This window comes from Sulfurovum sp. UBA12169 (genome assembly GCA_002742845.1).
Taxonomy (GTDB): domain Bacteria; phylum Campylobacterota; class Campylobacteria; order Campylobacterales; family Sulfurovaceae; genus Sulfurovum.
The window spans coordinates 369,521-393,001 of sequence record DLUH01000001.1 but is presented as its reverse complement, the minus strand read 5'-3'; the positions used below and the strand labels follow the sequence as shown (position 1 = coordinate 393,001).

General features: G+C 40.1%; 22 protein-coding genes and 1 pseudogene. 6 read left to right on the top strand and 17 right to left on the bottom strand.

The genetic code is table 11. From position 1 onward, the window contains the following. Positions 1–198: 198 nt before the first annotated feature. The 3 genes from CFH81_02030 to CFH81_02020 all read right to left on the bottom strand — a co-directional run bounded on the left by CFH81_02030 (position 199) and on the right by CFH81_02020 (position 3,729). Positions 199–1,404, bottom strand: a complete 1,206-nt coding sequence (locus CFH81_02030; GenBank protein DAB41099.1) for a pyridine nucleotide-disulfide oxidoreductase — start codon at positions 1,402–1,404, stop codon at positions 199–201. A 137-nt stretch (positions 1,405–1,541) separates the two neighbouring features. Further along, positions 1,542–2,138, bottom strand: coding sequence for a hypothetical protein (locus tag CFH81_02025; GenBank protein ID DAB41098.1), 597 nt, complete (start codon positions 2,136–2,138; stop codon positions 1,542–1,544). Between the two features lie 142 nt (positions 2,139–2,280). Further along, positions 2,281–3,729: an acetyl-CoA carboxylase biotin carboxylase subunit gene (locus CFH81_02020; protein ID DAB41097.1), complete on the bottom strand. Its 1,449-nt coding sequence runs from the start codon at positions 3,727–3,729 to the stop codon at positions 2,281–2,283. A 150-nt stretch (positions 3,730–3,879) separates the two neighbouring features. Here CFH81_02020 and CFH81_02015 point away from each other — a divergent pair, with 150 nt between their 5' ends. The 6 genes from CFH81_02015 (at position 3,880) to CFH81_01990 (ending at position 9,131) form a co-directional block, all read left to right on the top strand. Further along, positions 3,880–4,755 (top strand): AraC family transcriptional regulator, encoded by an 876-nt coding sequence (locus CFH81_02015; GenBank protein DAB41096.1) that lies wholly within the window; start codon positions 3,880–3,882, stop codon positions 4,753–4,755. Between the two features lie 115 nt (positions 4,756–4,870). Continuing rightward, entirely contained in the window at positions 4,871–5,830 is a 960-nt protein-coding gene (locus CFH81_02010) for an ABC transporter substrate-binding protein (GenBank protein ID DAB41416.1), read from the top strand. Next, entirely contained in the window at positions 5,827–6,609 is a 783-nt protein-coding gene (locus tag CFH81_02005) for an ABC transporter permease (GenBank protein DAB41095.1), read from the top strand. Before CFH81_02010 ends, CFH81_02005 begins: the two co-directional genes overlap by 4 nt. Then, positions 6,597–7,334 (top strand): ABC transporter ATP-binding protein, encoded by a 738-nt coding sequence (locus CFH81_02000; protein DAB41094.1) that lies wholly within the window; start codon positions 6,597–6,599, stop codon positions 7,332–7,334. Before CFH81_02005 ends, CFH81_02000 begins: the two co-directional genes overlap by 13 nt. Beyond that, complete coding sequence (locus CFH81_01995; GenBank protein ID DAB41093.1) at positions 7,334–8,557, top strand: nitrite reductase; 1,224 nt, start codon at positions 7,334–7,336, stop codon at positions 8,555–8,557. Before CFH81_02000 ends, CFH81_01995 begins: the two co-directional genes overlap by 1 nt. Positions 8,558–8,582: 25 nt before the next feature. Further along, entirely contained in the window at positions 8,583–9,131 is a 549-nt protein-coding gene (locus tag CFH81_01990; GenBank protein ID DAB41092.1) for an HPP family protein, read from the top strand. A 15-nt stretch (positions 9,132–9,146) separates the two neighbouring features. Here CFH81_01990 and CFH81_01985 read toward each other — a convergent pair whose 3' ends face one another. The 14 genes and pseudogenes from CFH81_01985 to CFH81_01920 form a co-directional block, all read right to left on the bottom strand. Continuing rightward, complete coding sequence (locus tag CFH81_01985) at positions 9,147–9,458, bottom strand: hypothetical protein (GenBank protein DAB41091.1); 312 nt, start codon at positions 9,456–9,458, stop codon at positions 9,147–9,149. An 88-nt stretch (positions 9,459–9,546) separates the two neighbouring features. Then, positions 9,547–10,044, bottom strand: a complete 498-nt coding sequence (locus CFH81_01980; GenBank protein DAB41090.1) for a rubrerythrin — start codon at positions 10,042–10,044, stop codon at positions 9,547–9,549. Between the two features lie 166 nt (positions 10,045–10,210). Beyond that, on the bottom strand, positions 10,211–10,924 hold the full coding sequence (locus CFH81_01975; protein DAB41089.1) for an ABC transporter: 714 nt from the start codon (positions 10,922–10,924) through the stop codon (positions 10,211–10,213). A gap of 1 nt (position 10,925) precedes the next feature. Then, complete coding sequence (locus CFH81_01970) at positions 10,926–12,074, bottom strand: ABC transporter permease (GenBank protein DAB41088.1); 1,149 nt, start codon at positions 12,072–12,074, stop codon at positions 10,926–10,928. Continuing rightward, positions 12,071–13,216: an efflux transporter periplasmic adaptor subunit gene (locus tag CFH81_01965; GenBank protein DAB41087.1), complete on the bottom strand. Its 1,146-nt coding sequence runs from the start codon at positions 13,214–13,216 to the stop codon at positions 12,071–12,073. The genes CFH81_01970 and CFH81_01965 overlap by 4 nt, the downstream gene beginning before the upstream one ends. Before the next feature lies 1 nt (position 13,217). Further along, positions 13,218–14,468 carry a transporter gene (locus CFH81_01960; protein ID DAB41086.1) on the bottom strand — a complete coding sequence of 417 codons (1,251 nt, stop codon included), beginning with the start codon at positions 14,466–14,468 and terminating at the stop codon, positions 13,218–13,220. A gap of 102 nt (positions 14,469–14,570) precedes the next feature. Further along, on the bottom strand, positions 14,571–15,164 hold the full coding sequence (locus CFH81_01955; GenBank protein DAB41085.1) for a hypothetical protein: 594 nt from the start codon (positions 15,162–15,164) through the stop codon (positions 14,571–14,573). Positions 15,165–15,581: 417 nt separating this feature from the next. Next, positions 15,582–16,352 (bottom strand): hypothetical protein, encoded by a 771-nt coding sequence (locus CFH81_01950; protein DAB41084.1) that lies wholly within the window; start codon positions 16,350–16,352, stop codon positions 15,582–15,584. 150 nt (positions 16,353–16,502) lie between these two features. Continuing rightward, positions 16,503–16,952, bottom strand: coding sequence for a hypothetical protein (locus CFH81_01945; protein ID DAB41083.1), 450 nt, complete (start codon positions 16,950–16,952; stop codon positions 16,503–16,505). An 18-nt stretch (positions 16,953–16,970) separates the two neighbouring features. Continuing rightward, a pseudogene (locus CFH81_01940) lies at positions 16,971–18,534 on the bottom strand (phosphoethanolamine transferase). Between the two features lie 49 nt (positions 18,535–18,583). Beyond that, positions 18,584–19,972 (bottom strand): hypothetical protein, encoded by a 1,389-nt coding sequence (locus CFH81_01935; protein DAB41082.1) that lies wholly within the window; start codon positions 19,970–19,972, stop codon positions 18,584–18,586. Next, the gene (locus tag CFH81_01930; GenBank protein ID DAB41081.1) at positions 19,956–20,630 is read right to left on the bottom strand and encodes a DNA-binding response regulator; all 675 of its coding nucleotides are present in this window, start codon (positions 20,628–20,630) and stop codon (positions 19,956–19,958) included. Before CFH81_01930 ends, CFH81_01935 begins: the two co-directional genes overlap by 17 nt. Before the next feature lie 202 nt (positions 20,631–20,832). Further along, on the bottom strand, positions 20,833–23,103 hold the full coding sequence (locus CFH81_01925) for a 5-methyltetrahydropteroyltriglutamate--homocysteine S-methyltransferase (protein ID DAB41080.1): 2,271 nt from the start codon (positions 23,101–23,103) through the stop codon (positions 20,833–20,835). Between the two features lie 57 nt (positions 23,104–23,160). Further along, the gene (locus tag CFH81_01920) at positions 23,161–23,481 is read right to left on the bottom strand and encodes a hypothetical protein (GenBank protein ID DAB41079.1); all 321 of its coding nucleotides are present in this window, start codon (positions 23,479–23,481) and stop codon (positions 23,161–23,163) included.

Genomic DNA, 23,481 nt, shown 5'->3' with positions numbered 1-23,481 from the left:
TTTCTTGCATGTACAGCAACGCGGTCGTCTGTGACAGCAGCTTCTCAAAGGCTGTCCAAAAAGCGCATCTAATGTTTTACACTTTGGTGGTTATGATAAAGTATTTTGGATGATGGCCGCCTCCTTTATAAGATTGCTGCTAGGCATCTTATTTAAGCAGCGAAAATAAATAAATTATATTTTACGCGAAGATATAATTTATCTTGGATCTTTTATTCTATTTTTGTAACCCGCATTTATGCGAAGGTGAAGACCGATGTAATAGATGTGTGTTATGGCTTTTTTTAGCAGATAAGCCGCATACCCTTTTACTTTTATGACACCAAAAAGTTCACCCGCTGCCCATCTTCCGCCAAGAGCAATAAAAATTCCAAGCACTGTTGCATCGAAAGATTGAATACTCTTTTTATCTATTTTTTTGCGAATAGTATTGGCCACATACTCGGCGCTTCTTTCTGCGGTTTGGGCAGTTGGAGGGAGCATATTGCCTTTTGCGTCTTTAATCTCGACACAATCACCGATAGCAAAAACATTTTTTGTGTTGCCTATAGTGAGTTCCCGGGTTGGTATGAATTGGGAAATTTTATTTTTTGGAGCCTCCGTGATGGAGTCGTTGAGACTTGAGGCTTTAATCCCGCCTGTAAAAATCATGAAATGGTATTTTAATTTTTGAGAATTCTTAAAATAGATATGCGTTTCATCCACTCTTTCAATAAAAGTATTCACAAGAATGTTGACGCCCAAAGATTCCAGTCTTTTTTGGGTATTGCGTATTAAAAAATCGCTCATTCCAGGAAGAATGGTTTCGCTTGCATCGATGAGATAGATTTTGATAGTTTTGACTCTGCTTCCTATCGTTTTTTTATACATTTCGATAGTATTTGCCATCTCGGCGGCCACTTCAACACCGCTAAGTCCGGCTCCGCCGATAGCCAAATTGATCTCTTCATGACTTTTTCTATCTTGCAGTTTTTTATAAATCAAATTTTCAAATTCTACTCTGAAGTTGTATGTTCTGTGCAAATCTTTAACGCCGTAACTGTGTTCTCTCAGTCCTTGGATAAATGAAAAAAAGTTTGTTTTGGCGCCTGTGGCAATCACCAGATAATCATAAGGGATGGTACTGTTGCAGGTCTGTACACACTGGGCGTCAAAATCAGCCGACATGGCTTTTTCGCATATAAAGTTTACTTTTTTCCTGAATCCGTCACACCATTCTTGCAGATCGATCACGATATCATGCATATCAAATCTGCCGGCGATATAGCCGTATGCTTCTGTCTGAAGATAGTGATAGGGATGTTTATCTATGAGTGTTATATCTATATCTTTGTGTTTTGCTAAAAATTCTACAGCGCGAAGTCCGCCGTATCCGCCACCGATAACTACTACTTTTTTGTTCAATGTTTGCCTTTGTTGGATAAATCGCTGAAATTATACAAAATTGTAGGTGTTGAACGTCTGTTAAATAAATAATAGAGAGGAGATTTTAATTTTTTGGATTTCCAAAGACACCCAAGAAAGGTCTTTGGATTGATAATTTATTGCTTTTGCTGTTGCTGTTGCATCATCATGCCGCGTTTTGGCATCATGTACCCTTTGATCATATTTTTCTTAATTGTTTTTTCGATCATGTGGGCAGTAAACTCGCGCGTAAAGAGTTTGCGCTGCTCTTCATTGAGGATGGCATAAATGCTCTCTAGCATATCGGCTCTGGCGCTAATCATCGCATCAGGTTTGCTGAGCATGGTTTCTCTAAATACTTTTTTGTCAAAGCTGTTTCCCTTAAAAGCATCAAGCGGGCAGACCGGTCCCTCTTGTTTCATTGCCATTTTTGCTTGTTTGTAAGCATTGATCGCATCGGTTACTTTCTGTGCTTGTTCGGCATCAATGCCTGTTTTGCTGACAGCATCAATGACTTTTTTGACAAACTGTTTTTTGTGCTGGCTGTGCTGCCCTTTATTTTGTTGTTTGTTGCACATGGAAGAGTTTTTCATACCGCTTTGGTTGCACATAGAACCTTTCATGCTGCCTTGGTTGCACATGGAATTTTTCATACCATAATGGCCTGATGCCATTGCACTGCCTGCGAGCAGCGTAGAAGCAAGCGCGCTTGCGATTAAAATACGTTTATACATTTTATTCTCCTTGAGGTAATTTGTATTCTTATCGTATCCCAACTATAATTAAAAGAAAATAAAAATCTTTTTTATGTTTTATTTATCTCTCCTGAGTGTTAACCTAAAACGGATAACTCGGGAGTTGATATATGGGGGTCTGTTATCTTACGGTGATATTTTTGTTTTTAATCATTTCAATCAATTGCGTAATCTCTTTGAGCCGTTTTTCTTCATCTTCGATATGATTGATGGCATCCAGCTTGAAATGCTCCAATTTTTCATCCAGATAACCGGTATCGAATTTTCCGTCGATAAAGTCCTGATCCCTGACGATTTCTCTATGCAGAGGAATATTGGTAGGAAGGCCATCAATGAAAAACTCATCCAAAGCCCTTCGTGCTTTTTTCACTGCTCCTTGCCAGTCCAAAGACCAAATAATCAATTTTCCAAGCATAGAATCATAGTTTGCAGGAACGGTGTATCCGCTGTAGAGTCCGCTATCCATCCGAACTCCCGGACCGCCGGGCGCTATATAGTTGGTGATTTTGCCTGCGGCCGGAAAGAAGTTCTTTTTGGGGTCTTCAGCATTGATGCGAAACTCGATGGCATATCCTCTAAATTTGATCTCTTCTTGTAAAAATTTTAATTTATCTCCTTCAGCTATCTCTATCATTCTTTGTATGATGTCAATGCCGGAAATAAGCTCGGTGACCGGGTGCTCTACTTGAACTCTGGTATTCATCTCGATAAAATAGATATTATCCTGCGCATCTACCAAAAATTCGATGGTTCCTACACTTTCATAGCCTAGTTTAAACATGGCTTTGGTGGATATTCTGTAGAGTTCTCTTCGGACATTCTCATTTAGTCTGGGAGAAGGAGCGATTTCGATGACCTTTTGGTGTCTTCTTTGGATGGAGCAGTCTCTTTCACCCAAATGCACCACGTTGCCGTGTTTGTCTGCAACAATTTGCACTTCGATATGTCTTGGATGCTCAACATACTTTTCGATAAATACATCCCCTTTGCCAAAATACTTTTTGGCTTCGGAGGTAGCGGATTCAAAGAGTTCAGTAAAATCCTTTTCGTTTCTTACGATACGCATTCCTCTTCCGCCGCCGCCAAACGCTGCTTTGATAATAACAGGAAAACCGATCTCTTTGGAGATTTTAATTCCTTCTTTGATATCAATAATAGGCTCATCCGTTCCCTCCAAAACAGGCACGCCGATCTCTTTCATGGCAACTTTTGATGCCATTTTGTCTCCAAAGAGTGCAATATGTTCCGGTTTTGGACCGATGAAAATGAGTCCGTTTTCTTCGCAGGCTTTCGCAAATTCGGCATTTTCCGATAAAAACCCATATCCGGGATGTATCGCGTCGCATCCTGATTTAAGAGCAAGGGTTATGACTTTTTCGTAGTTAAGATAGGCATCAAGAGGATTGCCCAAGATAGGATAGCATTCATCAGCCTTTCTTACCCACAGTCCTTCTATGTCCACCTCTGAAAACATGGCCACACTTTTTATGTCAAGCTCTTTGCACGCTCTGATGATTCTCAAGGCTATTTCGCCTCGATTGGCTACCAGGATTTTTGTAATTTTTTTCATCGTTTCATTACCTTTTGTATAATATTTTACGAATTGTAGGATATTTATAGAAATATTTCTTCTTTTTTATTGCTAAATATATTGCTCAATATTGCTTATTTTATACTCTATTTGTGTTTGTAGAATAATCTAAAATAGCTATAATATGGTATGAAAAAAGAGACATTGAAAAAAAGAACAAAAATCGCAAACAATATTATGTACTATATTTATACCCATATAGATACGCATATAGACATTGAAGAGCTAAGCAGGGACCTTTGCATAAGCAAATTCCATATGCATAGGATATTTAAAGAGGCTTTCGGAAAAAATATCTATGAAAACATCAAATCAATCCGGCTTCAAAAAGCTTCCAATCTGTTGCTGACCAATAAATTTTCGACTATTTCCGCCATAGCAAATATGTGCGGCTACAGTTCCCAGTCCTCTTTTATAAAAGCATTTGCGGAACGTTTTGAAATGACCCCGAAAATATGGAGAAACGGGGGGTATAGAACGTATTCAAATCAAATCCTGCAGCAATCCAAAATGGCTATGGAGTCAGATGCTGATTTTAGTACACTGATGCCGTCAATAGTTAAAATGCCTGTGTTTGAAAGTTATTATATACGCAACAGGGGGTATAACGTTAACATCAAGCAGGCGTGGCAAAAACTTCACACATGGATACTCAATAATGAGATCTCCAACTATAGGCAAATCGCTCTTTTTCATGATAATCCGACAATTACCCCTCTTGAAGAATGTCAATACATCGCCTGCGTGGTCGTTGAAAATGAAAGAAATATTCCCAATGACCGTTTGCCGAAATTCAAAATATCTGATGGGGTTTATGCAAAATTTGATTTGCAAGGCAAACAGGGAGATATTTTGAAAATGATACATTGGGTCTATCATGAATGGCTTCCGGCAAGCGAATACGAAACAACGACCAAGCCTTCTTATGTGATTTACGCTAAAAATAATTTTCTCTCAGAAGACAATACGTTTGATTTAAGTTTTTATGTTTCAATCAAATTTTGAAAAATATTGATGTAAATCAAGTTTTAATCATTGTTTTTTGCAGTATAATTTTAATAATCATTATTAAAATGAAATTTTTAACCCAACAAACAGGAGAAAAGATATGCAATCGATAATCAAAATAGTGATGCTGGTTTTTTTAGCGCAAACCATTATTTCTGCAGATCAGAAAAATATAGTATTAAGCGGTCCAATCGCAACCGCATCTCACCCATTTTTTAAAATCATTGAAGATAACAGCTTAAGCGATGTCGCATCGAATGTTGAGTTTAAAGTATGGAACAATCCCGATGAGCTTAGAGCGATGCTTCTTAACAGACAAGTTGATTTTGTAGCAATTCCGACCAATGTGGCCGCAAACTTATATAACAAAAAAATCCCGTTGGAGCTTATGAATGTTTCAGTTTGGGGAATTTTGGATATTGTAAGCAGGGATTTTACTATCAAAAGCATAGAAGATTTGAAAGGCAAAGAGGTGGTGATACCGTTTAGGGGGGATATGCCCGATATCATCTTTCAAGCCTTGCTAAAAAAAGCAGGAATAAACAGCAAAAAAGATGTAACGCTCAAGTTTGTCCCAACACCTCCTGATGCGGTTACATCGCTGATGCTTAGACAAAGCGACACGGTGCTTTTGGCTGAGCCTGCTACATCTATGGTGATGAGAAAGACAGGCTCATTTCCTTTGAAACTTGTAGCGCCCGAGATCAAGAGAGTGCTCAATATAGAAGATGAATGGGGCAGGGTTACAGGCACAACAAATAAATTGCCCATAGCGGGTATCGCAACATTTGCAGACATGGATGAACATACCAAAAAAAGAGTAGACGAAGAGTATAAAAAAGCGCTTGAGTGGTATAAACAAAATCCGAAAGAGGCGGCCGAATTGACCGCGAAGTATTTGAAGATGTTTGACAAAGAGGTGATCGAAGACTCCATAGGATTTGTAAAACTTGAATATAAAAATGCGCAGGATTCTAAAGAGGAGTGTGAACGTTTTTTTAGTGAAATTTTGGAGATAGAGCCTAAGCTTATAGGCAAAAAACTGCCAGAAAGTGAGTTTTACAGCAAATGAAATTTATTTTAAAAATACTTAAAGATTTTCCGTGGTTTTTATGGAGCGGGTGGGGCGCGGTAGCTTCTATCTTTTTGTTTATCGCTCTTTGGGATGTGGGATATCAGTTGTATGGTGATTTGGTGCTGCCTTCCCCCAAAGAGACTTTTAGCACGGTAGTCGGGTTTTTTAGCGATGAATATATTATAAAAGATATGATCCTTACGCTCACAAGAGCCATCATAGGATTTGCCGCTGCCTTGGTGCTTGGTTCTGTTTTGGGGCTTATGGCGGGATTTTTTGCCACCGCTTCTGTTATGAGCAGGCCTGTTGTTACTATTTTGGTGGGAATGCCTCCGATCGCCTGGGTGGTGCTTGCGATGATATGGTTTGGTATGGGGGATACCAGCGTGATCTTTACGGTGGTTATCGCTTCCTTTCCGATCGTTTTTGTCGGCGCCATGCAGGGAACCAGAACGATAGAAGGGGAACTTAAAGAGATGGTGGACAGTTTTGGATTGTCACTGTGGCAGAAATTTACCAATCTCTATTTTCCGCATATTTTCTCCTATATTTTTCCTGCCTGGGTAAGTGGTTTGGGAATGAGCTGGAAAATAGTGGTGATGGCTGAGCTATTAAGCAGCAGTGACGGTATAGGGGCAGCTTTGGCCGTGGCAAGAAGTCAGCTCGATACAACCGTTGCGCTTGCGTTGGTGGTGGTGATGATAGGATCGCTTTTGTTCTTGGAGTATATTGTATTGGAACCTATTAAAAAAGAGGTAGAAGCATGGAGAGACTAGAAGTTAGAGGGTTAAACCATTCGTTTGGATTTTTCAGAGTTTTGGAAGATATCAATTTTACGCTTGAAAAAGGAAAAGTGATCTCCATTGTGGGGCCCAGCGGCGGAGGAAAAACAACACTGTTGCATCTTTGTGCAGGGTTGCTTGACCTTACCGAAGGCGAGATTGTCAATACCTTCAAAAGCAGCTCTTTTGCTTTTCAGGAGCCAAGGCTTCTGCCATGGAAAAGCGTACTGGACAATATCGCTTTGGGGCTTATCGCCAAAGGGGTTTGCAAAAAAGAGGCTGAGATAAGAGCTACGGATATCGCGCTTGAATTTGGACTTGAGCTTAAAGACCTGGAGAAATTTCCCAAAGATTTAAGCGGGGGCATGAAGCAAAGGGTGAGTTTTGCCAGAGCACTGGTCGTCGAGCCCAGTTTGCTTTTTTTGGATGAACCTTTTTCGGCACTGGATATCGGACTGAAAAAAGAGCTTCAAAATCATCTGATAGACTATATCGCACACCACAATTTGACGATTTTGTTTATTACGCATGATATCATGGAGGCGATTCGTTTGAGTAATAAAATATTGCTTCTCAAAAGCGATCCTGGAAAGATAGTCAAACGTATCACGATTGATACGCCGCAAATCGAAAGAACTGATAAAGAGGTATTTGACAGGATGGTTGAGCTGCTCAAAGATCAAGATATACTCAATACATTTGAACTGGAGATCAAATAATGGCAAATGCAACGAAACATTATCTTCATTATCCTGAAGAAAAAAATGTACCTATTTATTTGGCTTACGGATTTAGGCCGATTTTTTTACTTTTGGCACCTTACATAATCATCACTGCGATCATGTGGGCTTTGGCATGGGCCGGCGTGGTCAATCCTTTCGGAAGTTATCTTTTGGAATGGCACATCTATGAATATCTTTTTGGCGTAGGTGTGGCGGGAATCATGGCGTTTGTTTTTACCGGCGTTCCTGAACTTTTCCCCGGAGTTGTTCCGCTTATAGGAAAAAAATTGAAGTATGTGATACTGCTTTGGGTAGCCGGCAGGATAAGTTTTTGGATGATCGATATCCTTCCCCTGTTTGTGATCGCTTTAATCAATCTCTCTTTGTTGGTGGTCGTGATTGGATGGGCTTTTAAACCTGTGGTGCTTGATCCGTTACAAAGACATGCTTCTTTAGGGTATGCGTTAGCGACGATGCTGATCGTAGAGAGTTGGTTTTACGGTTCGATGATGGGGATCTTTGAAACATCGGCATTGGAGATTTTAAAAGCGGCACTGAGCATCATGATGATACTTCTGCTTTTGGCTTTGCGAAGAGTCAATATGGAAGTTATCAATGAGATTATGGAAGATGAGGGAATGGATGACAAATTTTTCGCCAAACCTTTTAGGTATAATCTGGCTATTTTCAGTATCGCTTTGTTTGCAGCAGTGGAATTTTTTTATGGGACAAACTCGGCATTGGGATGGATAGGATTGGCTGCATTTGCTGCAATTTTAGGTATTTTAAATGACTACAATCTGGAATTTGAAAAAATTATATTTAAGCCATATACGATTTATTTGTCGTTGATTCTTGTGCTGATGGCTTGCGGATACGGTTTCATGGGGGTTGATATTCTTTATGGGCAGGGGACGCTGCAAAACCACTTTAGGCATTTTTTGAGCACGGGAGCATTCGGACTAAGCTTTTACATGGTGATGGTGATCGTCTCATATGTGCATACCGGAAGACATCTGGTATCAAATAAATTGATGGTTTTAAGCGTACTGTTGATAGTTGTTGCTACAATTGCGCGGATTAGTATCGCATATTTTCCGCAAGCGGCAAATATGCTTTATATTTTGTCTACAATCATTTGGATACTCCCTTTTGGGATTTATTATGCGACATTCTATCGCTATTTGCTTTTGCCAAGGGCTGACGGAGTACAAGGCTGATCCCACAAAGTGCTATAGGATACCAATGAAATCGTATTTGAATAAAATGAGGCCGAAAACAAAAAATCCGCCCCGAAAAAAATTAAGCAAGATATTGTGGTCAGCTTTGGGGTCTTTTTTGGGTATCTATTTTTTGGCTATGTTCGGCAAAATATTCTCTTTTGAAGAAAGTATCTTTTTACTCGGTTCATTTGGTGCTTCAGCAGTGCTGATCTATGGTGCTCCGGAAGCGCCTTTTTCGCAGCCTAGAAACCTCATAGGCGGACATATGATCTCTGCGTTTGTGGCAGTGGCATTGGTCAAGTGGTGCGGGGATATTTTTACGCTTGAAATGTTGTGTGCGCTTGGTGTGGCTCTGGCCGTGCTGGCGATGCATCTCACCCGTACCATACATCCTCCCGGCGGTGCAACCGCGCTTATTTATGTAATGGGTACCGATTTTATCCAAGAGTTTGGCTGGTTCTATCCTTTTGCTCCGATAGGTATTGGGGCTTTGGTGATGCTCCTCGTGGCACTGTTGGTCAACAATCTTTCCTCCAATGAAAAAAGACACTATCCCCAGTACTGGATTTGAGCGTGAAGCAGTTTTTTAGAAAAACAACCATACAAGCAAAACAATACCAAGGAGAAGGTTGATCGGGCTTCCTCCCTCTTCAAAAAGCATTACCAGCAGTTCGTAATAATAGTGTTTTATGCCTGACGTGGCTACGATCAGTTCTTCTTTGGCAAATCTTGTAATGTCATCCCCCCAGATAAAAGCAATAATCTCCGGAACAATAAAAAAAAGAATCACTCCTGCAAATCCCCACAGGGATCTTTCCGGTTTTAGTGAGGTTAATGCCTTTTTAGCTGCAGGGCTTTGGATAAGTTTTCTGGTTTTAAGTTTTATTTTTGTTTGCATAATGCAATTATGCCAAACACTTCTTTAGATATTGTGTTCTTTCCCATTCTGCCCCGCAACAGGCGGAGACATAGGGAGTAAAACAGTTTTATAGTTGGATAAATGCTTCCGGTTTTACGCCGCAAATAGGGCAGTTTTGCGTAGGAGTGCCAAGCTCTATATAGCCGCATATAGGACACAAATAGATAGCTACTTCGTCCAAATCCCTTCCTTCTTTGGCGGCTTGAAGTGCTTTTTTGTAAAGCTGTGCATGTACTTTTTCGGCTTCGAGTGCATAGCCGAACATTTTTTTGGCTTTGTGGTTTTCGGCCACAGCCTGTTCGTACATCGGCGGATACATATCTTCAAACTCGTAAGTCTCCCCGCCAATCGCAGCTTCAAGATTTTCTACAGTAGAACCTACTTTGTCCATCGCTTTGAAGTGTGCTTCTGCATGTATGCGTTCAGCTTCTGCTGTGGTGCGAAACAGTTTTGCAATATTTGCAAATCCGTCTTTTTCTGCTTTTTTGGCAAATGCACTGTATTTTTGATAAGCTTCACTCTCGCCGCAAAATGCGGTCTCTAAATTTTCTTTTGTTGTCGACATCTCAACCCCCCCTCTTTTTGTATTATGAATTATTGTATCTTTTTGGTACTTAAATGTGTATGGGTTCTTGCAAAGCTTCAGGTGAGATGGCATGAGAATTTTGGATTTTGAATCAAGCTTAAAATACAACAATAGCTTTCGTATTTGCTCGTTTTGGAAAATATCCCTAAATAAGATGTTCAGTATTGCGTGCTTCCAAGACAACGATCTTTTTTTTCTCTATTTTTAAAATCTTATCGCAGTAGGCAAGCATCCGTTCGTCATGCGTGACCATGATGATGGCAACGTTTTGCTCCTGCGCTATTTTTTTAAGCATTTTGACAACATTGACCGAACGCTCCACATCCAATGCTGCGGTAGGCTCGTCGGCCAAGATGATCTGGGGTTCATTGGCGAGTGCTCTGGCGATCGCAACCCGCTGATTTTGTCCTCCGGAAAGCTGAGAAGGCATGGATTTCGCTTTTTCGGCAATCTCCAAGTAGTGCAGCAGTTCCATCGCTTTGGCTTCTGATTTTTCTTTGGATACGCCGTTTGTTTGCGGCAGAAGCGTGACATTCTCAATCACATTCATAAAAGGGATCAGATAGTGCGACTGGAAGATAAAGCCGATTTTTTCACGACGGATGCGGCGGGTGTCACTTCCCAGCCAACGGTCATTATAAACCGCTTCTTCTCCAAGCCATATTTTGCCCGAAGTAGGTTCAAGCACGCAGCCTATCATCATCAAAAGAGTGGTTTTTCCTGCTCCGCTGGGTGCGATGAGCGCAACCAGTTCGCCTTTTTCGACGACAAATGAAGCCCCGTCAATTACATCGATAAGGCTTTCGCCTTGCCCAAACTTTTTAACCAAATTTTCAACACGAATACCTTGCGTACCCACGTTAGCCTCCGATTGCTGCGGCAGGATCAGCATGAATGACTTTGGCTACCCCAATAAAGGAAGAGAGTATAGATGCTACGATAACCACACCAAAGAGCGTCCAGGCATCAGGGATTTCCAATACGATTCGTTTTGGAAAATTGTCAGAAATGAGATGCGAAAAAATGTTGCCGAAGATAAAAGCCAGTATGCCCAGTATTAGTGTTTCCTGCACGATCATTTTAATGATCATGCTGTTGGGTATGCCTATGAGTTTCATGATAGAGATCTCCTTCATTTTTTCAAGCGTCATCGTATAGATGATCAGTGCGATGATAATCGTGGAGACCACGACTAAAATCGCCGTAAAAAGCCCGATCTGCTTAGAGGAGCGCTCGATAAGGTTTTTGGTTAAAATCGCTTTTTGCTCACTCCCGGTATAGACGTTTTCGTGTTTCCATTGTTTGATTTTGTTTGCCACATCATCGATATCGTATCCCGGACGAACGGTGGCAACAATGGCATTGGCCATCTTTACTTCTTTGGTTTCCAAAATACCGCGCGCGCGATCATTGCGGATACGTGCATTGGAGTAGAGAAACTGCAAGTTTTGTGCGTCTTTAAGGCTGATATACACAAGAAGGTCTCCGCCGGAAGAGACGGTATCTCTCGTGATCCCCACGACGCGATAGATATCTCGCCCGAGCTTAAAGGTGTCATCCACTTTGTATCCTGTTTTTTCGGATACGACGATTTGGTAATGTTCTTTTGTGAGGAGCTCTCCGGCTATGAGACGTTCTGGATTGATGGGATTTATCTCTCCGAAAACATCAAAGCCCACCGCTGTAACCCGTACGGGTTTTGTTTCTCCGGGCAATTGGAGGTTTTGGAAAGTCAACGCTTCGCTTTTGTCTATGCCTTCAAAAGCGCGCAGCGTATCTTTGAGATCTTCGTGTACCCGGGATGCCTCAGCAAAGGGGCCAAGCGTATCTTCCTGTACGACCCAAAGATCGGCATTGATATCATCAAGCAATATCTCGGCATCCACCATCATCCCTCTATAGACGCCGATCATGATCAGCACGATACCCAGCAGCATACCCACCCCCATCGCTGTAACGAGGAACTTTCCAAGTGTATGGGCGATATCTTTTTGGGCAAGGTTGATCAATGGCGTATCCCCATTCCCTCCGAGAGGGGTTTTTTGCGTGCGTCAGGGATGATGAGTCGGCTCTTCTTCTCAAGCCCTTCAGTAATTCCCGCTTCATGCTCGCCTCTCACAGCTATCTTTAACGGTTGAAAATGTGCTTTATCTTCTTTGGCTATCCAGGCACCGGTTTGGCCGTTGTATTGCCGTAACAAAGGCAAGGGAATTTTGAGAATGTTGTCTATCGTTTCTGTTAAAATGGAAACCTCGGCTTGCTCGTTGATATAAAACGGGACAGGCAACGCATCAAACGCGATGTTAATTTCCCGCTCCTGCGTTACGGCATCGCTCATGGCCGAGATGCGTACTACACGGCCCGGGAGTGCTTTGCCGTTATGCGATCGCAAAAAAATCTGCGCAGAATTTCCTGTTTTTATTTTTCCGCTGATACGTTCGTCGACATAGGCTTTTACCCAGACCGTTTTGGGGTCGACGATGCGAAAGATCGTCTGCGAGGGGGTGAGGGTTTGGGCAGCTTCGGCATCTTTAGAGATGACGTAGCCATCGACAGGCGCATAGACGTTGTAGCGCGAAAGTTTTTCGCTCAAAGCTTCGATATTTTTTTGCACGCGGCCAGTTTCGCTTTTGCTTGAATCGATACGCGCTGATGTTGCCGCCATTTGTGCCTCAATACTTTCAAGATCCGTTTTTGCCTTATCGTACTCGGCCTGCGAGACGTATCCTTGATTTTTAAGTTTTTTGTAGCGCTCATAGGTGAGCAGTGTCAGCTTTTTTTGTGCCTGAATGTTGTCAAATTCTTTTTGCAGCGCCTCGGATTCCTGACTTGTTTTTTTGAGGGCGATTTTTGCCTCTTCATGGAGTTGAGGCAAATCCACAGGATCAATGATGGCTAGAAGATCTCCTTTTTTAACCCATCGTCCCTGGTCGCTTAGAAGAGTCATTATCTTTCCGCCCATCTGTGAATCTACCGAATAGATATCTTTTGCTCCCATTTCTCCGATGCCAAATACCTTCACTTCTATTTTTCCTTCTTCGGGATACATTGTCTTGAACGTAGTTTTTGGAATATAGACTTTAAAGTAAAAAAGTACTCCGCCTGTTAAAACAAGCAAAAAGGCGATACCGTATTTGATCCATATGTTCATGTTATTTTCCTGTAAGATAATCTATACGACTAAACGCAATGTATTGTTTGTATTTGATTTCGAGCAATCCGAGCTCCGCTTCGAGTAAAAAAGCCGCAGCATCAAGCACTTCTACATAAGTGGACAATCCCTCTTTGTAGCGGGCATTGACCGCTTTTTGGGTTTCTTTAGCAGAAATCAGCTGTGCTTTTTTGGCTTTGGTGCTCTCATTGTAACTTTCAAGGTCAAGAAAAAGGTTTTCAAGTTCCTCTTCAAGAGCAATGGCTTTGGATGCAAGCTGTTCTTGCGCCACATATGTTTCGATTTGCATGCGCTGTTCTTCCGCGCTAAGCCGTCCGCCGCTATACAGCGGGACGTTCAGGGTTATTCCGATCACACTGGTATCGTATCGGTTGAGCATGTCCGTTTGCGTATGCGATGCAACCGCGTCGACAGATCCATAATGGCTTGCTTTGGCGGCATCATGAATTTTTTTGCTCTTATCGATAGATTTGGATGCCATTTTGAGTTGGGAATTGTTTTGAAGCGCCTGATTTTTCAGGGTATATTTATTTTTTAAATTGATATCGCCGTGTTTGAAAGCACGGGTATCGAGTTTGACATCTCTTTGGATGGGCGTATCGGTGTAGAGCGCCATCGTACTGCGGGATTTGTCAAAAGAGGCTTGTGTTAGTTTGAGATTTTCTTTGGCAAGATAGAAAGCGGCATTAAACCGAGCTACATCAGCCTTTGTCTTAAGCCCTTGCTTTTCAAGTCCCAACGCTTGTGTGTAGAGCGCCTTTTTGGCTTCCATGTCCTGGCGGCGAACGTTGATGGCTTCGTGCTGAAGCGCCATAAGCGCATAGAGCGATTTGATTTTATACGCCATTACCGCTTTGGCATCCTCTAGAGAAAGTTCTGTGATCTCCTGTTCTATGCGGGAGGCTGCTATCTGAGAGGCAGTTTTGGAAAAATCCCAGATCTTTTGTTTAAGCATCGCGCCAATAGACCACCCGTCATCATCAATAGTGCTAAATTGCCCGCCTTGCTGCAAGACATAGGTGCGTTGGGGATTGTATTCGCCCAAAAGCGAAACTTGAGGCAGATATTCAGAACGTGAAATATTGTAGCTTTCTTCGCTTTGTGCAACTTTGAGCATAAAGATTTTGATATCGGGATGGTTTGCCAGTGTTTGTTCTACGCATTCTTGTACTGTGAGGGTTTGCGCTCCCGAAACAATTGTAAGCAAAGCTAAGAGCAACAATTTTTTCATATCAGCCTTTTGTGGTTTATGAAACCTATTTTATCACACTAGTATGAACCAAATTTGAATTTTGGGTATATGCATTCCCGCGGAAACCGTGAGAAAGTTAATTTAGTATTGAACCACTTCAATCACCGTGTTTTTGTTTTGGAATACGGTGTGTACCATCTGTTGAAACCGGTGAGGGAAGCTTTCCTTGTCTTCCGGAGTAGCGTTGGGGCCGATGGCGCTCATCAGAATCTGCATGGGGTTTACCACCTTTCCCGGCCGATAGTTTACGCCCACCTGCATGTTCGTATCCAGGCGAGTAAACCGAACATCGGTAGTGATGGATGCCCCGTAGAAAAGCAAATCCTGGCGGTTAAACTTGCCGCCCGGGATACCTCCGAAGCCATAATCTGTAGTGGCTCCTGTAATATTTGATAGCACAAAGCCAACCACGCCGGTATGATCCTCGTTAATCGGTTTTTGCAACTCTACCTTGATTTCACCTCTTTTGGGAATCTCTTCCCTGTACAGCGCTTTCAACCCTTCCAAAGCCATGAGATAGGCTCCGCCGACGGTTGCGCAACTGTGCCCGGCTACTTTTACGATATCCAGGTAGGAGAGTTCAAATATCCCATCATCGTTTACCCCAAGAAAACACGCCAACTCATCTTGCAATACGATGGACTCGATCTCATCAAAAAATTTCTGGTATTTCATGTGTCTGCTTCCTTTTGTTTGTTGTGACTGCAAAGAAAATATTTCATCTCTCTTCAGTGCTTCGAACAGATGTTACCATATTGTCAAGCTTTCTAGATAAACCCTCCCGACAATTTTTACTTTGTCTGCCATTGTGCAAAACAAACAAAGCCCAATCGATCAGGCAGCTCTCATTATCGTCAGCGCCAAACTGTGCGAGAAATGTCGTAGCTTTTTTCGTTTTATGCGACTTTCAAGCATAAAAGGCTTTACTATCGTGATGGTCTTTTTGTCTTTTGTCCGATTTATGGTATCGAATCGATATAAACCAAATCTGAATTGACATAATTTATGCGGTATTTTTATTTTAGTTTGAAAAAAATAGAGCCAAAACAGCATAAATCGCAGATGAAGAATGCAAAAGCAGGAACGAGGATATCAAATTATGCCGCTAATAAGCCCAAATGAGATAACGATAAGCAGTGCCGATACAACCGTGCGTATAAAATCTATGGAGACCTTTTTTAGAAGCCTGTTTCCTGCAAACGTTCCCATAAATGCCGCTATCGCCGCTGTTGCAACCATTCCCCACTCAATATCCGCACTGCCCAAAAAGCTTTCTTTGTATAAAATCATCCTAGCGCTATCGACCATCACTGCAAGCACGACCCCCGTTGCGACAAAAGCTTCTTTGTCCAAGCCCGCTTTGAGCAAAAACATGCTTCTAAAAGCGCCTTGATTGCCTGAGAGCCCGCCGAAAAAACCGCTTAGAGCTCCGCCTAAAGGAAGCCACCTTTTATCCAGCGCGATTTTGGAAAAATAGGGCAAAAGCTCAAGCATGACAAAAAAAAGTATCAACACCCCGATGGTCAGTTTGATGGGAGTTACGGTAAAGTTCTTACCAAAAAGTGTATACCCATAAAGCGTCTCTACACTCGATAAGAGTCCGAGCAGATATGCGCCAAAAAAAGCAAAGAGCACCGCAGGCACGCCAAAGTAGATGAGTGTTTTTAGATCCGCACTTTTTGCCACCAAAAAGAACTTCAGTATATTGTTTGCAAAGTGTACTACCGCGGTTATAGCAATAGCAACGGCGGGAGTGAAAAAAAGAGCAATAACAGGCATAAGAAGCGTACCTAGGCCAAAACCGCTAAAAAAGGTAAGCAGCGCGGCTGCAAACGATGCGAATGCTATGATGAACAGTTCCATTTAATCCCCACCTTTTTTGATAAATTTGTCACATTTTAGTCCGAACAAGCTAAACTCATCCGATATTTCATATAATTTTATCTTGTTTCTCCTGCTAAAAAGAAGAAATTTTTATGATCTCAATATGAAATAAATAGAAAAGAAGTCTAATTACTCAACAACAATAAAACCTACTTTTTGATCCATGTGACAAGCATTGCAATAATCTTTAACATAGCTAAATCTTTTCTCTATTTTTGCGCTATTTTTAGACTCAAGCGAATCTTGAAACTCCTTAAAGGTTTTATTTAAGAAGTAGTTTTGACTAGCCTCTTTTCTGATGGGTCTTCTGATGTAGCCGTTTTCTATTGCCGTTTTTATCTTTTGCCAATGGTAAAGAGCCAATTCATAGTTTTTGCCCTCAAGGGCTTTTTTGATGCTTTTGTATCTGTATTCAACTTCCATCATCGCCGTATCAAATCCTCTAAACTGTTCTTGCACTGCCTCGAACCTGCTATCGGTTGAGTTGATATCCATAAGCCAGTTAGCTTTTGTCGAGTATCCGTTGTCCGAAGCAAAAAGAGCGATCATGGACATGGTCAACACAATAAAAAACTTCATATATGCCTCCAAATTTATTTAAACTTGTGATATCTTTTTAGTATAAAATATATCTAAATTTTCATCATACTCTTTTGTAGATACGCCAAAAAGTCCCAAAAGTGTGTGAAAAATATTGTCATGCGAATACTCCTGTGTTTTTAAACTCTCAAGCATCTCTTTTTTGTTTTGCATCTTTTGACTAAAATACAAAACCGCAGGCACATGTTTTTGGCAAGTAGGCGCTATCATATAGGGCAATCCATGCAGATATATACCGTTTTCTCCAAGAGACTCGCCGTGATCGGAGACATACATCATAAATGTCTCATACATCTGTTCATTATTTTTAAGAAACTTTATGCTTTTGTCTAAAAAATAATCCGTATAGAGTATAGTGTTGTTATATGTGTTGGTAATCTCTTCTTGCGTGCACTTCTCTAAATCCTGAGTATCGCAGGTAGGTTTGAATTTTTTAAAACTCTCGGGATATCTTTTGTAGTACGTCGGTCCGTGACTCCCCTCTTGATGCAAAACGATAAGAGTATCTTCATGTGAAGCGTCTATGCTTTGCTGCAAACCTTCAAGCATAACCTCATCGTAACTATCGCCTCCAAAATATTTTGCATCTTTTATTCTCGCCGCAACACCCTTTGAGCCTCCCGAGTTATTGTCCCTCCAAACAACCCTGACTCCGCTTTTGTTTAGTACATCGACTACATTTTCATAGTACTTTTTATCATCGTCATAGTCACATCTTGCAAATTTAGAGAACATACANNGTACCGCATGAATAAAAATTAGGAAGATTTACAATCCCGTTTTGACTACCCAAAAGCGGATTTGTTTCGTTCACATAACCGTTTAGAGAAAAGTTCTCTGCTCTTGCAGTCTCTCCCACAACAAATATAAAGAGCTTTTTTTTCTCTTTTGCTTCTCTTTTAGCGTCACTTGCTATGGGTGTGATAACTTTTGGAGCCTGAAACTCTCTTTTTGCATATTTGACAAATGAGTATATCGGATATGAGGGGTTTAGATATTGTCTAAGTTCACCGTGATTTCTAAAAAACGAGCTGTAACTCTTGCTAAGCAGCATATAAGAAGCTCCCGCAATCAAAAGAGTTGCAAAAATCATAAAGGCTCTATTTAACAGCTCCATTTTATAACTTTTATAATCTATTTTATACTTTAAAATAAGAAAAAAAGGCAGCACAAAAAACAAGAGCAGATATATAAAAAGCTTCGGTGTCAAAAGGTCAAAAGCTTCCGCACTGTCCGTCTCAAACGCATTTGCAATCATATCTTTATCTAAAATAGTTCCAAATGTATTCATAAAATAGCTGCTAAATGAAGAGACAAGAAGCAAAACAACGAGAATGCCCTGAAAACTTCTTTTATGGGTTACAAGCAGCACTATATTTAGAACAAGAACAAGAAGCAAAAAGAGAACAAAAGGCGCGGTTATCATTACTGCGGTGTTGTTTTCCAAAAGAGCAAACTCATACAGCTTTTTAAAAAATGTAAAATTTGAAAATAAAACCAAAAAACTTGCCGTCAAAAAAATAACTTTTTGAGAATCTGTAAATAAAATACGCTTAACCATAAAAACCTCACTATAAAGATATAGTGAGATTTTGGATTTGCAAAATGAATTATGTATGAAAGGTTATAGTGACGGCGGTGTATTGATTTTCAACGCTTTGGATAGATATCTTGAAATTATGGATATCAAGTATGGTTTTTATAATACTAAGACCAAGTCCGCTGCCGCTTGCGTTGCTTCTTACTTTGTCCACCCTGTAAAATCTATCAAAAATATGCTCTATCTCATTTTGTGGAATGCCCAAACCGAAATCTTTGATGACTAACCCATCTTTTGTGAGCGATACTTCGATTTTTGTATCGGTATGTGAGTATTTTATGGCATTTTCAAGCAAATTGCTTATAACAATTTTTAAAAAAGCGGCATTTCCCGACATAGGAACCTCTTTTAAATCTAAAAGTTCTATGTAAATATTTTTGTTTTTTGCAAGAAGTCGCTTCTCCTCTACGACTTCACCCACTATCGTATCCATAGAGATAACGGTAAAACTATCTTTTATAATATTTTCATCGGTATTTGATAAAAAAAGTATCTTCTCAATCGTATCTTGCAGATGAAGCGCTTCACTCTGTACGATTTTTAGGATATTTTTATACTCTTCTACGCTTCTCTCTTTTCTAAGCCCCACATCTACTTCGCCTTTTATGATTGTCAGAGGCGTTTTAAGCTCATGCGAAGCATTGTGTCCGAACTCCCGTACTCTTTTATAGGATTGTTGGATTTTCCTGATGAGATTGTTAAATGTCTCTATAAGCTCGTCTATCTCTTTGGCAACATGCGTTTTTTGGATGTTAAAAGAGAAGTGGTCAACCTCTATGTTTTTTACCTCGTCTAAAACTATCTTTGTCTGCATAAGTGATTTTGAGATAATAATATTTGTCGCTATAAGTATAATGATTAACAAAAGAGGCAAGCCGATAAGCAGCATCAAAACACTGTTTTTGATATGCGCAGAATAGGCATCGTAAGGCATAGCACACTGCACTATAATCATTTCGGAATCGCTATCATCGAGTATAGCGGCGGCTACTTTTATATTGGCATCAGTTAAGGCGCTATCTTGTTGAGTAAAGAAATATATCTCATCTTTTTTAAAACCCTTTATATCAATCTCTTTATAGCCCAATGAATGACTCTTAAGATCATCGGATCTCTCCAAAATAGAACTCGTGCCGTTTGAAATTTTTAAAATCTGAATATAAAGAGTTTCAATACCAAATTCATTTTTAACTTCGTTGATTCCATGCTTAAAATGTTTATCATCATACTCATAAACAAGATCTTTCATAGCCATAGTCAAGGTGGATTCTATAGATTGATGATATGAATTTTGCAATGAGTTTGTAAGCACAAATCCGAATATGATAAAAATAGCACTTAAAAATATACCGAGCCAAAAAAGCAGTTTAAATCTGATATTTTTAAGTATCTTTTTCACTTATTTTATACCCTTGATGTTTATATGTTTTGATAAGTTTTAGCGTATGGTTTTTGTCTATCTTTTTACGCAATCTGTAAATATATACATTTACGACATTGCTTTGTGTCGCGTTGTCTAAATTGCTTATGCTGTTTAAAATTTCGCTCTCACTGACAACTCTGTCTCTGTTTCTCATCAGATATTCTAAAATAGCGTACTCTTTTGCCGTTAACTCTATCTCTTGCATAGCTATAAAGAGCGTTTTTGTCGTTGTGTTTAGCTCCAAGTCGGCTATTTTGAGGATATTGTCGCTTTGTTCTTTTTTGCGCAGCTGTACTTTTATGCGCGCCAACAGCTCATCAAAATCAAAAGGCTTTGTTATGTAGTCGTCTGCTCCGAGATTTAGGAATGTTACTTTGTCGAAAATAGCATTTTTTGCACTTAATATGATGATGGGAGTCGTAATTTTCAAACTTCTTATTTTTTTACATACGGTATATCCGTCGCTTCCATGTATCATAATATCCAACAAGATGATATCATAACCTATGATCTTGGCAAGATAGATGGCTTCCTCTCCGTTGTCTGTTGTGTCGATACTAAAATATTCCTCTTCTAGCCCTTTTTTTATAAGAGAGGCTATCTTTTTGTCATCTTCTACAATTAAAATTTTCATTATGTGATACACCTTAAATTTAGCCCTGTTAGTTTATCTGCAAATTTATTTTTTTTGGCTTTTGTATGCTTTTTAATAAACTTATCAAATTTCATACTTCATGGTTTTGAAGTATGAAATTTTTTATTGAGTTTCAACTTTTTTGTTGTTTGCCAAAATATTTATAGTTTATATTTATAGCCAATAGTTTTTAGCTATTAGCTTATAGCCTTGATTTAACTATCCTAGCCGCTTCTACCATATTTTTTAAACTTGGTATCACTTCATCCCATTTTCTAGTCTTTAGTCCGCAGTCGGGGTTTATCCAAAGCTGCTCTTTTGGCAAGACCTCAAGTAAGAGTTCTATCTGTTTTACCAGCTCATCTACGCTAGGTATTCTCGGTGAGTGGATATCGTATACACCGGGGCCCACCTCTTTTTTATAGCCTACTTTTTTAAAGATTTTTAACAGCTCATTTCCGCTTCTTGCGGTCTCTATAGAGATAACATCGGCATCCATATCCTCAATGGTATCTATGATGTCATTAAACTCGCTATAGCACATATGAGTATGTATCTGTGTTGATTCTTTTGCACTGCTAACGGCGATTTTAAAATCCCTGGTCGCCCACGCTTCATACGCTTTTATCTTATCTTTTCTTAGTGGGTATCCCTCTTTAAATGCCGCTTCATCGACTTGTATGATTTTGATACCCGCATTTTGCAAGTCATCTATCTCGTCATAAATAGCAAGGGCTATCTGTTTTGAAACTTCGCTTCTTGGCATATCATCTCTGACAAAAGACCAGTTTAACATAGTCACCGGACCCGTAAGCATCCCTTTTACTATCTTTTTAGTCCTGCTTTGTGCATATGTTATCCACTCTAGAGTCATAGGTTTTGGGCGGCTGGCATCACCGTAGATAAGAGGAGGTTTTACGCATCTGCTTCCATAACTCTGCACCCAGCCGTTTTGGCTGAAAGCAAAACCGTTTAGCTGTTCGCCGAAATACTCCACCATATCGTTTCTTTCAGGCTCTCCATGGACCAGTATATCCAATCCACACTCCTCTTGGATCGCTATACACTCATCTATATATTTCTTAATGACATCGCCATACTCCTCTTTTGAGATAAGAGATTTTTTCAAATCACTTCTTGCACGTCTTAGCTCATCGGTTTGCGGGAAAGAGCCTATGGTGGTTGTAACCAGATCTTTATACCCAAGAAGTTCTCTTTGAACGGATAGCCTTTTGCCGGAACTCCCGTCCCTTTGAAATTTTATAAGGTTTTGTGTTCTTTGCCCAACGTTTTTGTCATGGATAAGAGATGAATTTTTTCTGCTCTCATTGGCTTTAATGTTTTTAGACAGAAACTCTTTTTCTTCATCCTTCAAACCATTCTCGTCAAAAAAAAGTTTTGATATAAGTGAAATCTCTTGAAGCTTCTCTAGCGCAAAACTAAGCCACTCTTTTATCTGCGGATTTAGTTTTTGTTCATACTTTAAACTAAAAGGCGTATGAAGCAGTGAGCATGATGTGCTGACAATAATATTGTCTTTCTTAACCGATTTAGCGATTTTCTCTAGAAGTTCAATACTTTTGTTTATATCGTTTACCCATACGTTTCTGCCGTCTATGATGCCCGCTATTATTTTTTTGCCGCTTTTTGCGATAAGCTCCAGCATCTCTTGATTTCTTTGCCCATATAAAAAGTCAAGTCCCAAAGCCCATACTGGAGTATGCACTAGTATCTTGGTTGCTTCGTTTGAATGCTCGAAATAGGATACAACCGCTATTTTTATATTTGATGATGCGCATGAGAGGGTATCATAGGTGGGCTTTATAAGATTTAGCACCTTGGTATCCATATCTTTCGCAAAGATAGGCTCGTCTATTTGAAGCACTATCTCATCATCAAGTTTGGCTATCTCTTTTAAGAGTTTTTTGTAAATAGGCATTATTTTATCCCAAAGCTCATACGTATCGCCGCCGTCGACTCTTTTGCTTAGTCCCAGATAGGTGATAGGGCCGATTATGTTTATCTTTGTCCTAATTCCTAAAGTTTTTGCCTCGTTATACTCTTCTATGATTTTTGATGCATTTAAGCAGTAGTTATCATCCGAACTTAGCTCGGGTACGATGTAGTGGTAGTTTGTATTGAACCACTTGGTCATCTCCATCGCAACTGTTGATGCATTGCCTCTTGCCATTGTAAAGTAAAGCTCTTCATCCTTTAGATGACAAAATCTCTTTGGGATCGCTCCAAGCATGATGGAGGCATCAAGCATATTGTCATAGAGTGAAAAGTCATTGGAGCTTATGAAACCCATTTTGGCATCTTTTTGATACTCCCAATGTCTCTTTTTTAGCTCTTTTGCAATTTTTATAACATCGTCAAATGAACATTTTTTTGCCCAAAACTCCTCTAAAACCCTCTTAAGCTCTCTTTGTTCCCCAATTCTAGGAAAACCAATTACATAATTTTTTGACATTACAATATCCTTTAATATTTTTTTATTTTGATTTGTGGTGATTGGATAAAAATATAATTAAAGAGGAGGGTGTACGCCTGTACGCCTAAATGCAAAACAGGTGGTATAGTAGGGGCAGCGAGGGATAAAATGATTTAGCAGAAGAATAAGTCTTATTTTTAGTTTGAAAAATCTGTTGCAATGACAAGGCTTGTCATTTTGTAGCAGCAAAAGAGGCTCAAGTGCGGGAGGCTCATCTTCTTGTTTTCGAGTTTTGCAGGGCAGAGGGTTTGATAAAAAAAGCAGATATGCACTGGCTATGGCACTGAGCTTTATAGTCGCAGAGTATGCTTGTATGGCAGCTAGTCTAAAGTAGTTTTTGCCAAACCCTTTTATCAT

Excerpts from the sequence above, each read along its gene's own strand:
- CFH81_02025 (DAB41098.1), bottom strand. The coding sequence starts at position 2,138 with ATGTATAAACGTATTTTAATCGCAAGCGCGCTTGCTTCTACGCTGCTC.
- CFH81_01960 (DAB41086.1), bottom strand. The coding sequence starts at position 14,468 with ATGAAAAAATTGTTGCTCTTAGCTTTGCTTACAATTGTTTCGGGAGCG.
- CFH81_02005 (DAB41095.1), top strand. The coding sequence starts at position 5,827 with ATGAAATTTATTTTAAAAATACTTAAAGATTTTCCGTGGTTTTTATGG.
- CFH81_01990 (DAB41092.1), top strand. The coding sequence starts at position 8,583 with ATGAAATCGTATTTGAATAAAATGAGGCCGAAAACAAAAAATCCGCCC.
- CFH81_01980 (DAB41090.1), bottom strand. The coding sequence starts at position 10,044 with ATGTCGACAACAAAAGAAAATTTAGAGACCGCATTTTGCGGCGAGAGT.
- CFH81_02015 (DAB41096.1), top strand. The coding sequence starts at position 3,880 with ATGAAAAAAGAGACATTGAAAAAAAGAACAAAAATCGCAAACAATATT.
- CFH81_01920 (DAB41079.1), bottom strand. The coding sequence starts at position 23,481 with ATGATAAAAGGGTTTGGCAAAAACTACTTTAGACTAGCTGCCATACAA.
- CFH81_02020 (DAB41097.1), bottom strand. The coding sequence starts at position 3,729 with ATGAAAAAAATTACAAAAATCCTGGTAGCCAATCGAGGCGAAATAGCC.
- CFH81_01950 (DAB41084.1), bottom strand. The coding sequence starts at position 16,352 with ATGGAACTGTTCATCATAGCATTCGCATCGTTTGCAGCCGCGCTGCTT.
- CFH81_02000 (DAB41094.1), top strand. The coding sequence starts at position 6,597 with ATGGAGAGACTAGAAGTTAGAGGGTTAAACCATTCGTTTGGATTTTTC.
- CFH81_01955 (DAB41085.1), bottom strand. The coding sequence starts at position 15,164 with ATGAAATACCAGAAATTTTTTGATGAGATCGAGTCCATCGTATTGCAA.
- CFH81_01995 (DAB41093.1), top strand. The coding sequence starts at position 7,334 with ATGGCAAATGCAACGAAACATTATCTTCATTATCCTGAAGAAAAAAAT.
- CFH81_01985 (DAB41091.1), bottom strand. The coding sequence starts at position 9,458 with ATGCAAACAAAAATAAAACTTAAAACCAGAAAACTTATCCAAAGCCCT.
- CFH81_01930 (DAB41081.1), bottom strand. The coding sequence starts at position 20,630 with ATGAAAATTTTAATTGTAGAAGATGACAAAAAGATAGCCTCTCTTATA.
- CFH81_01945 (DAB41083.1), bottom strand. The coding sequence starts at position 16,952 with ATGAAGTTTTTTATTGTGTTGACCATGTCCATGATCGCTCTTTTTGCT.
- CFH81_01925 (DAB41080.1), bottom strand. The coding sequence starts at position 23,103 with ATGTCAAAAAATTATGTAATTGGTTTTCCTAGAATTGGGGAACAAAGA.
- CFH81_01965 (DAB41087.1), bottom strand. The coding sequence starts at position 13,216 with ATGAACATATGGATCAAATACGGTATCGCCTTTTTGCTTGTTTTAACA.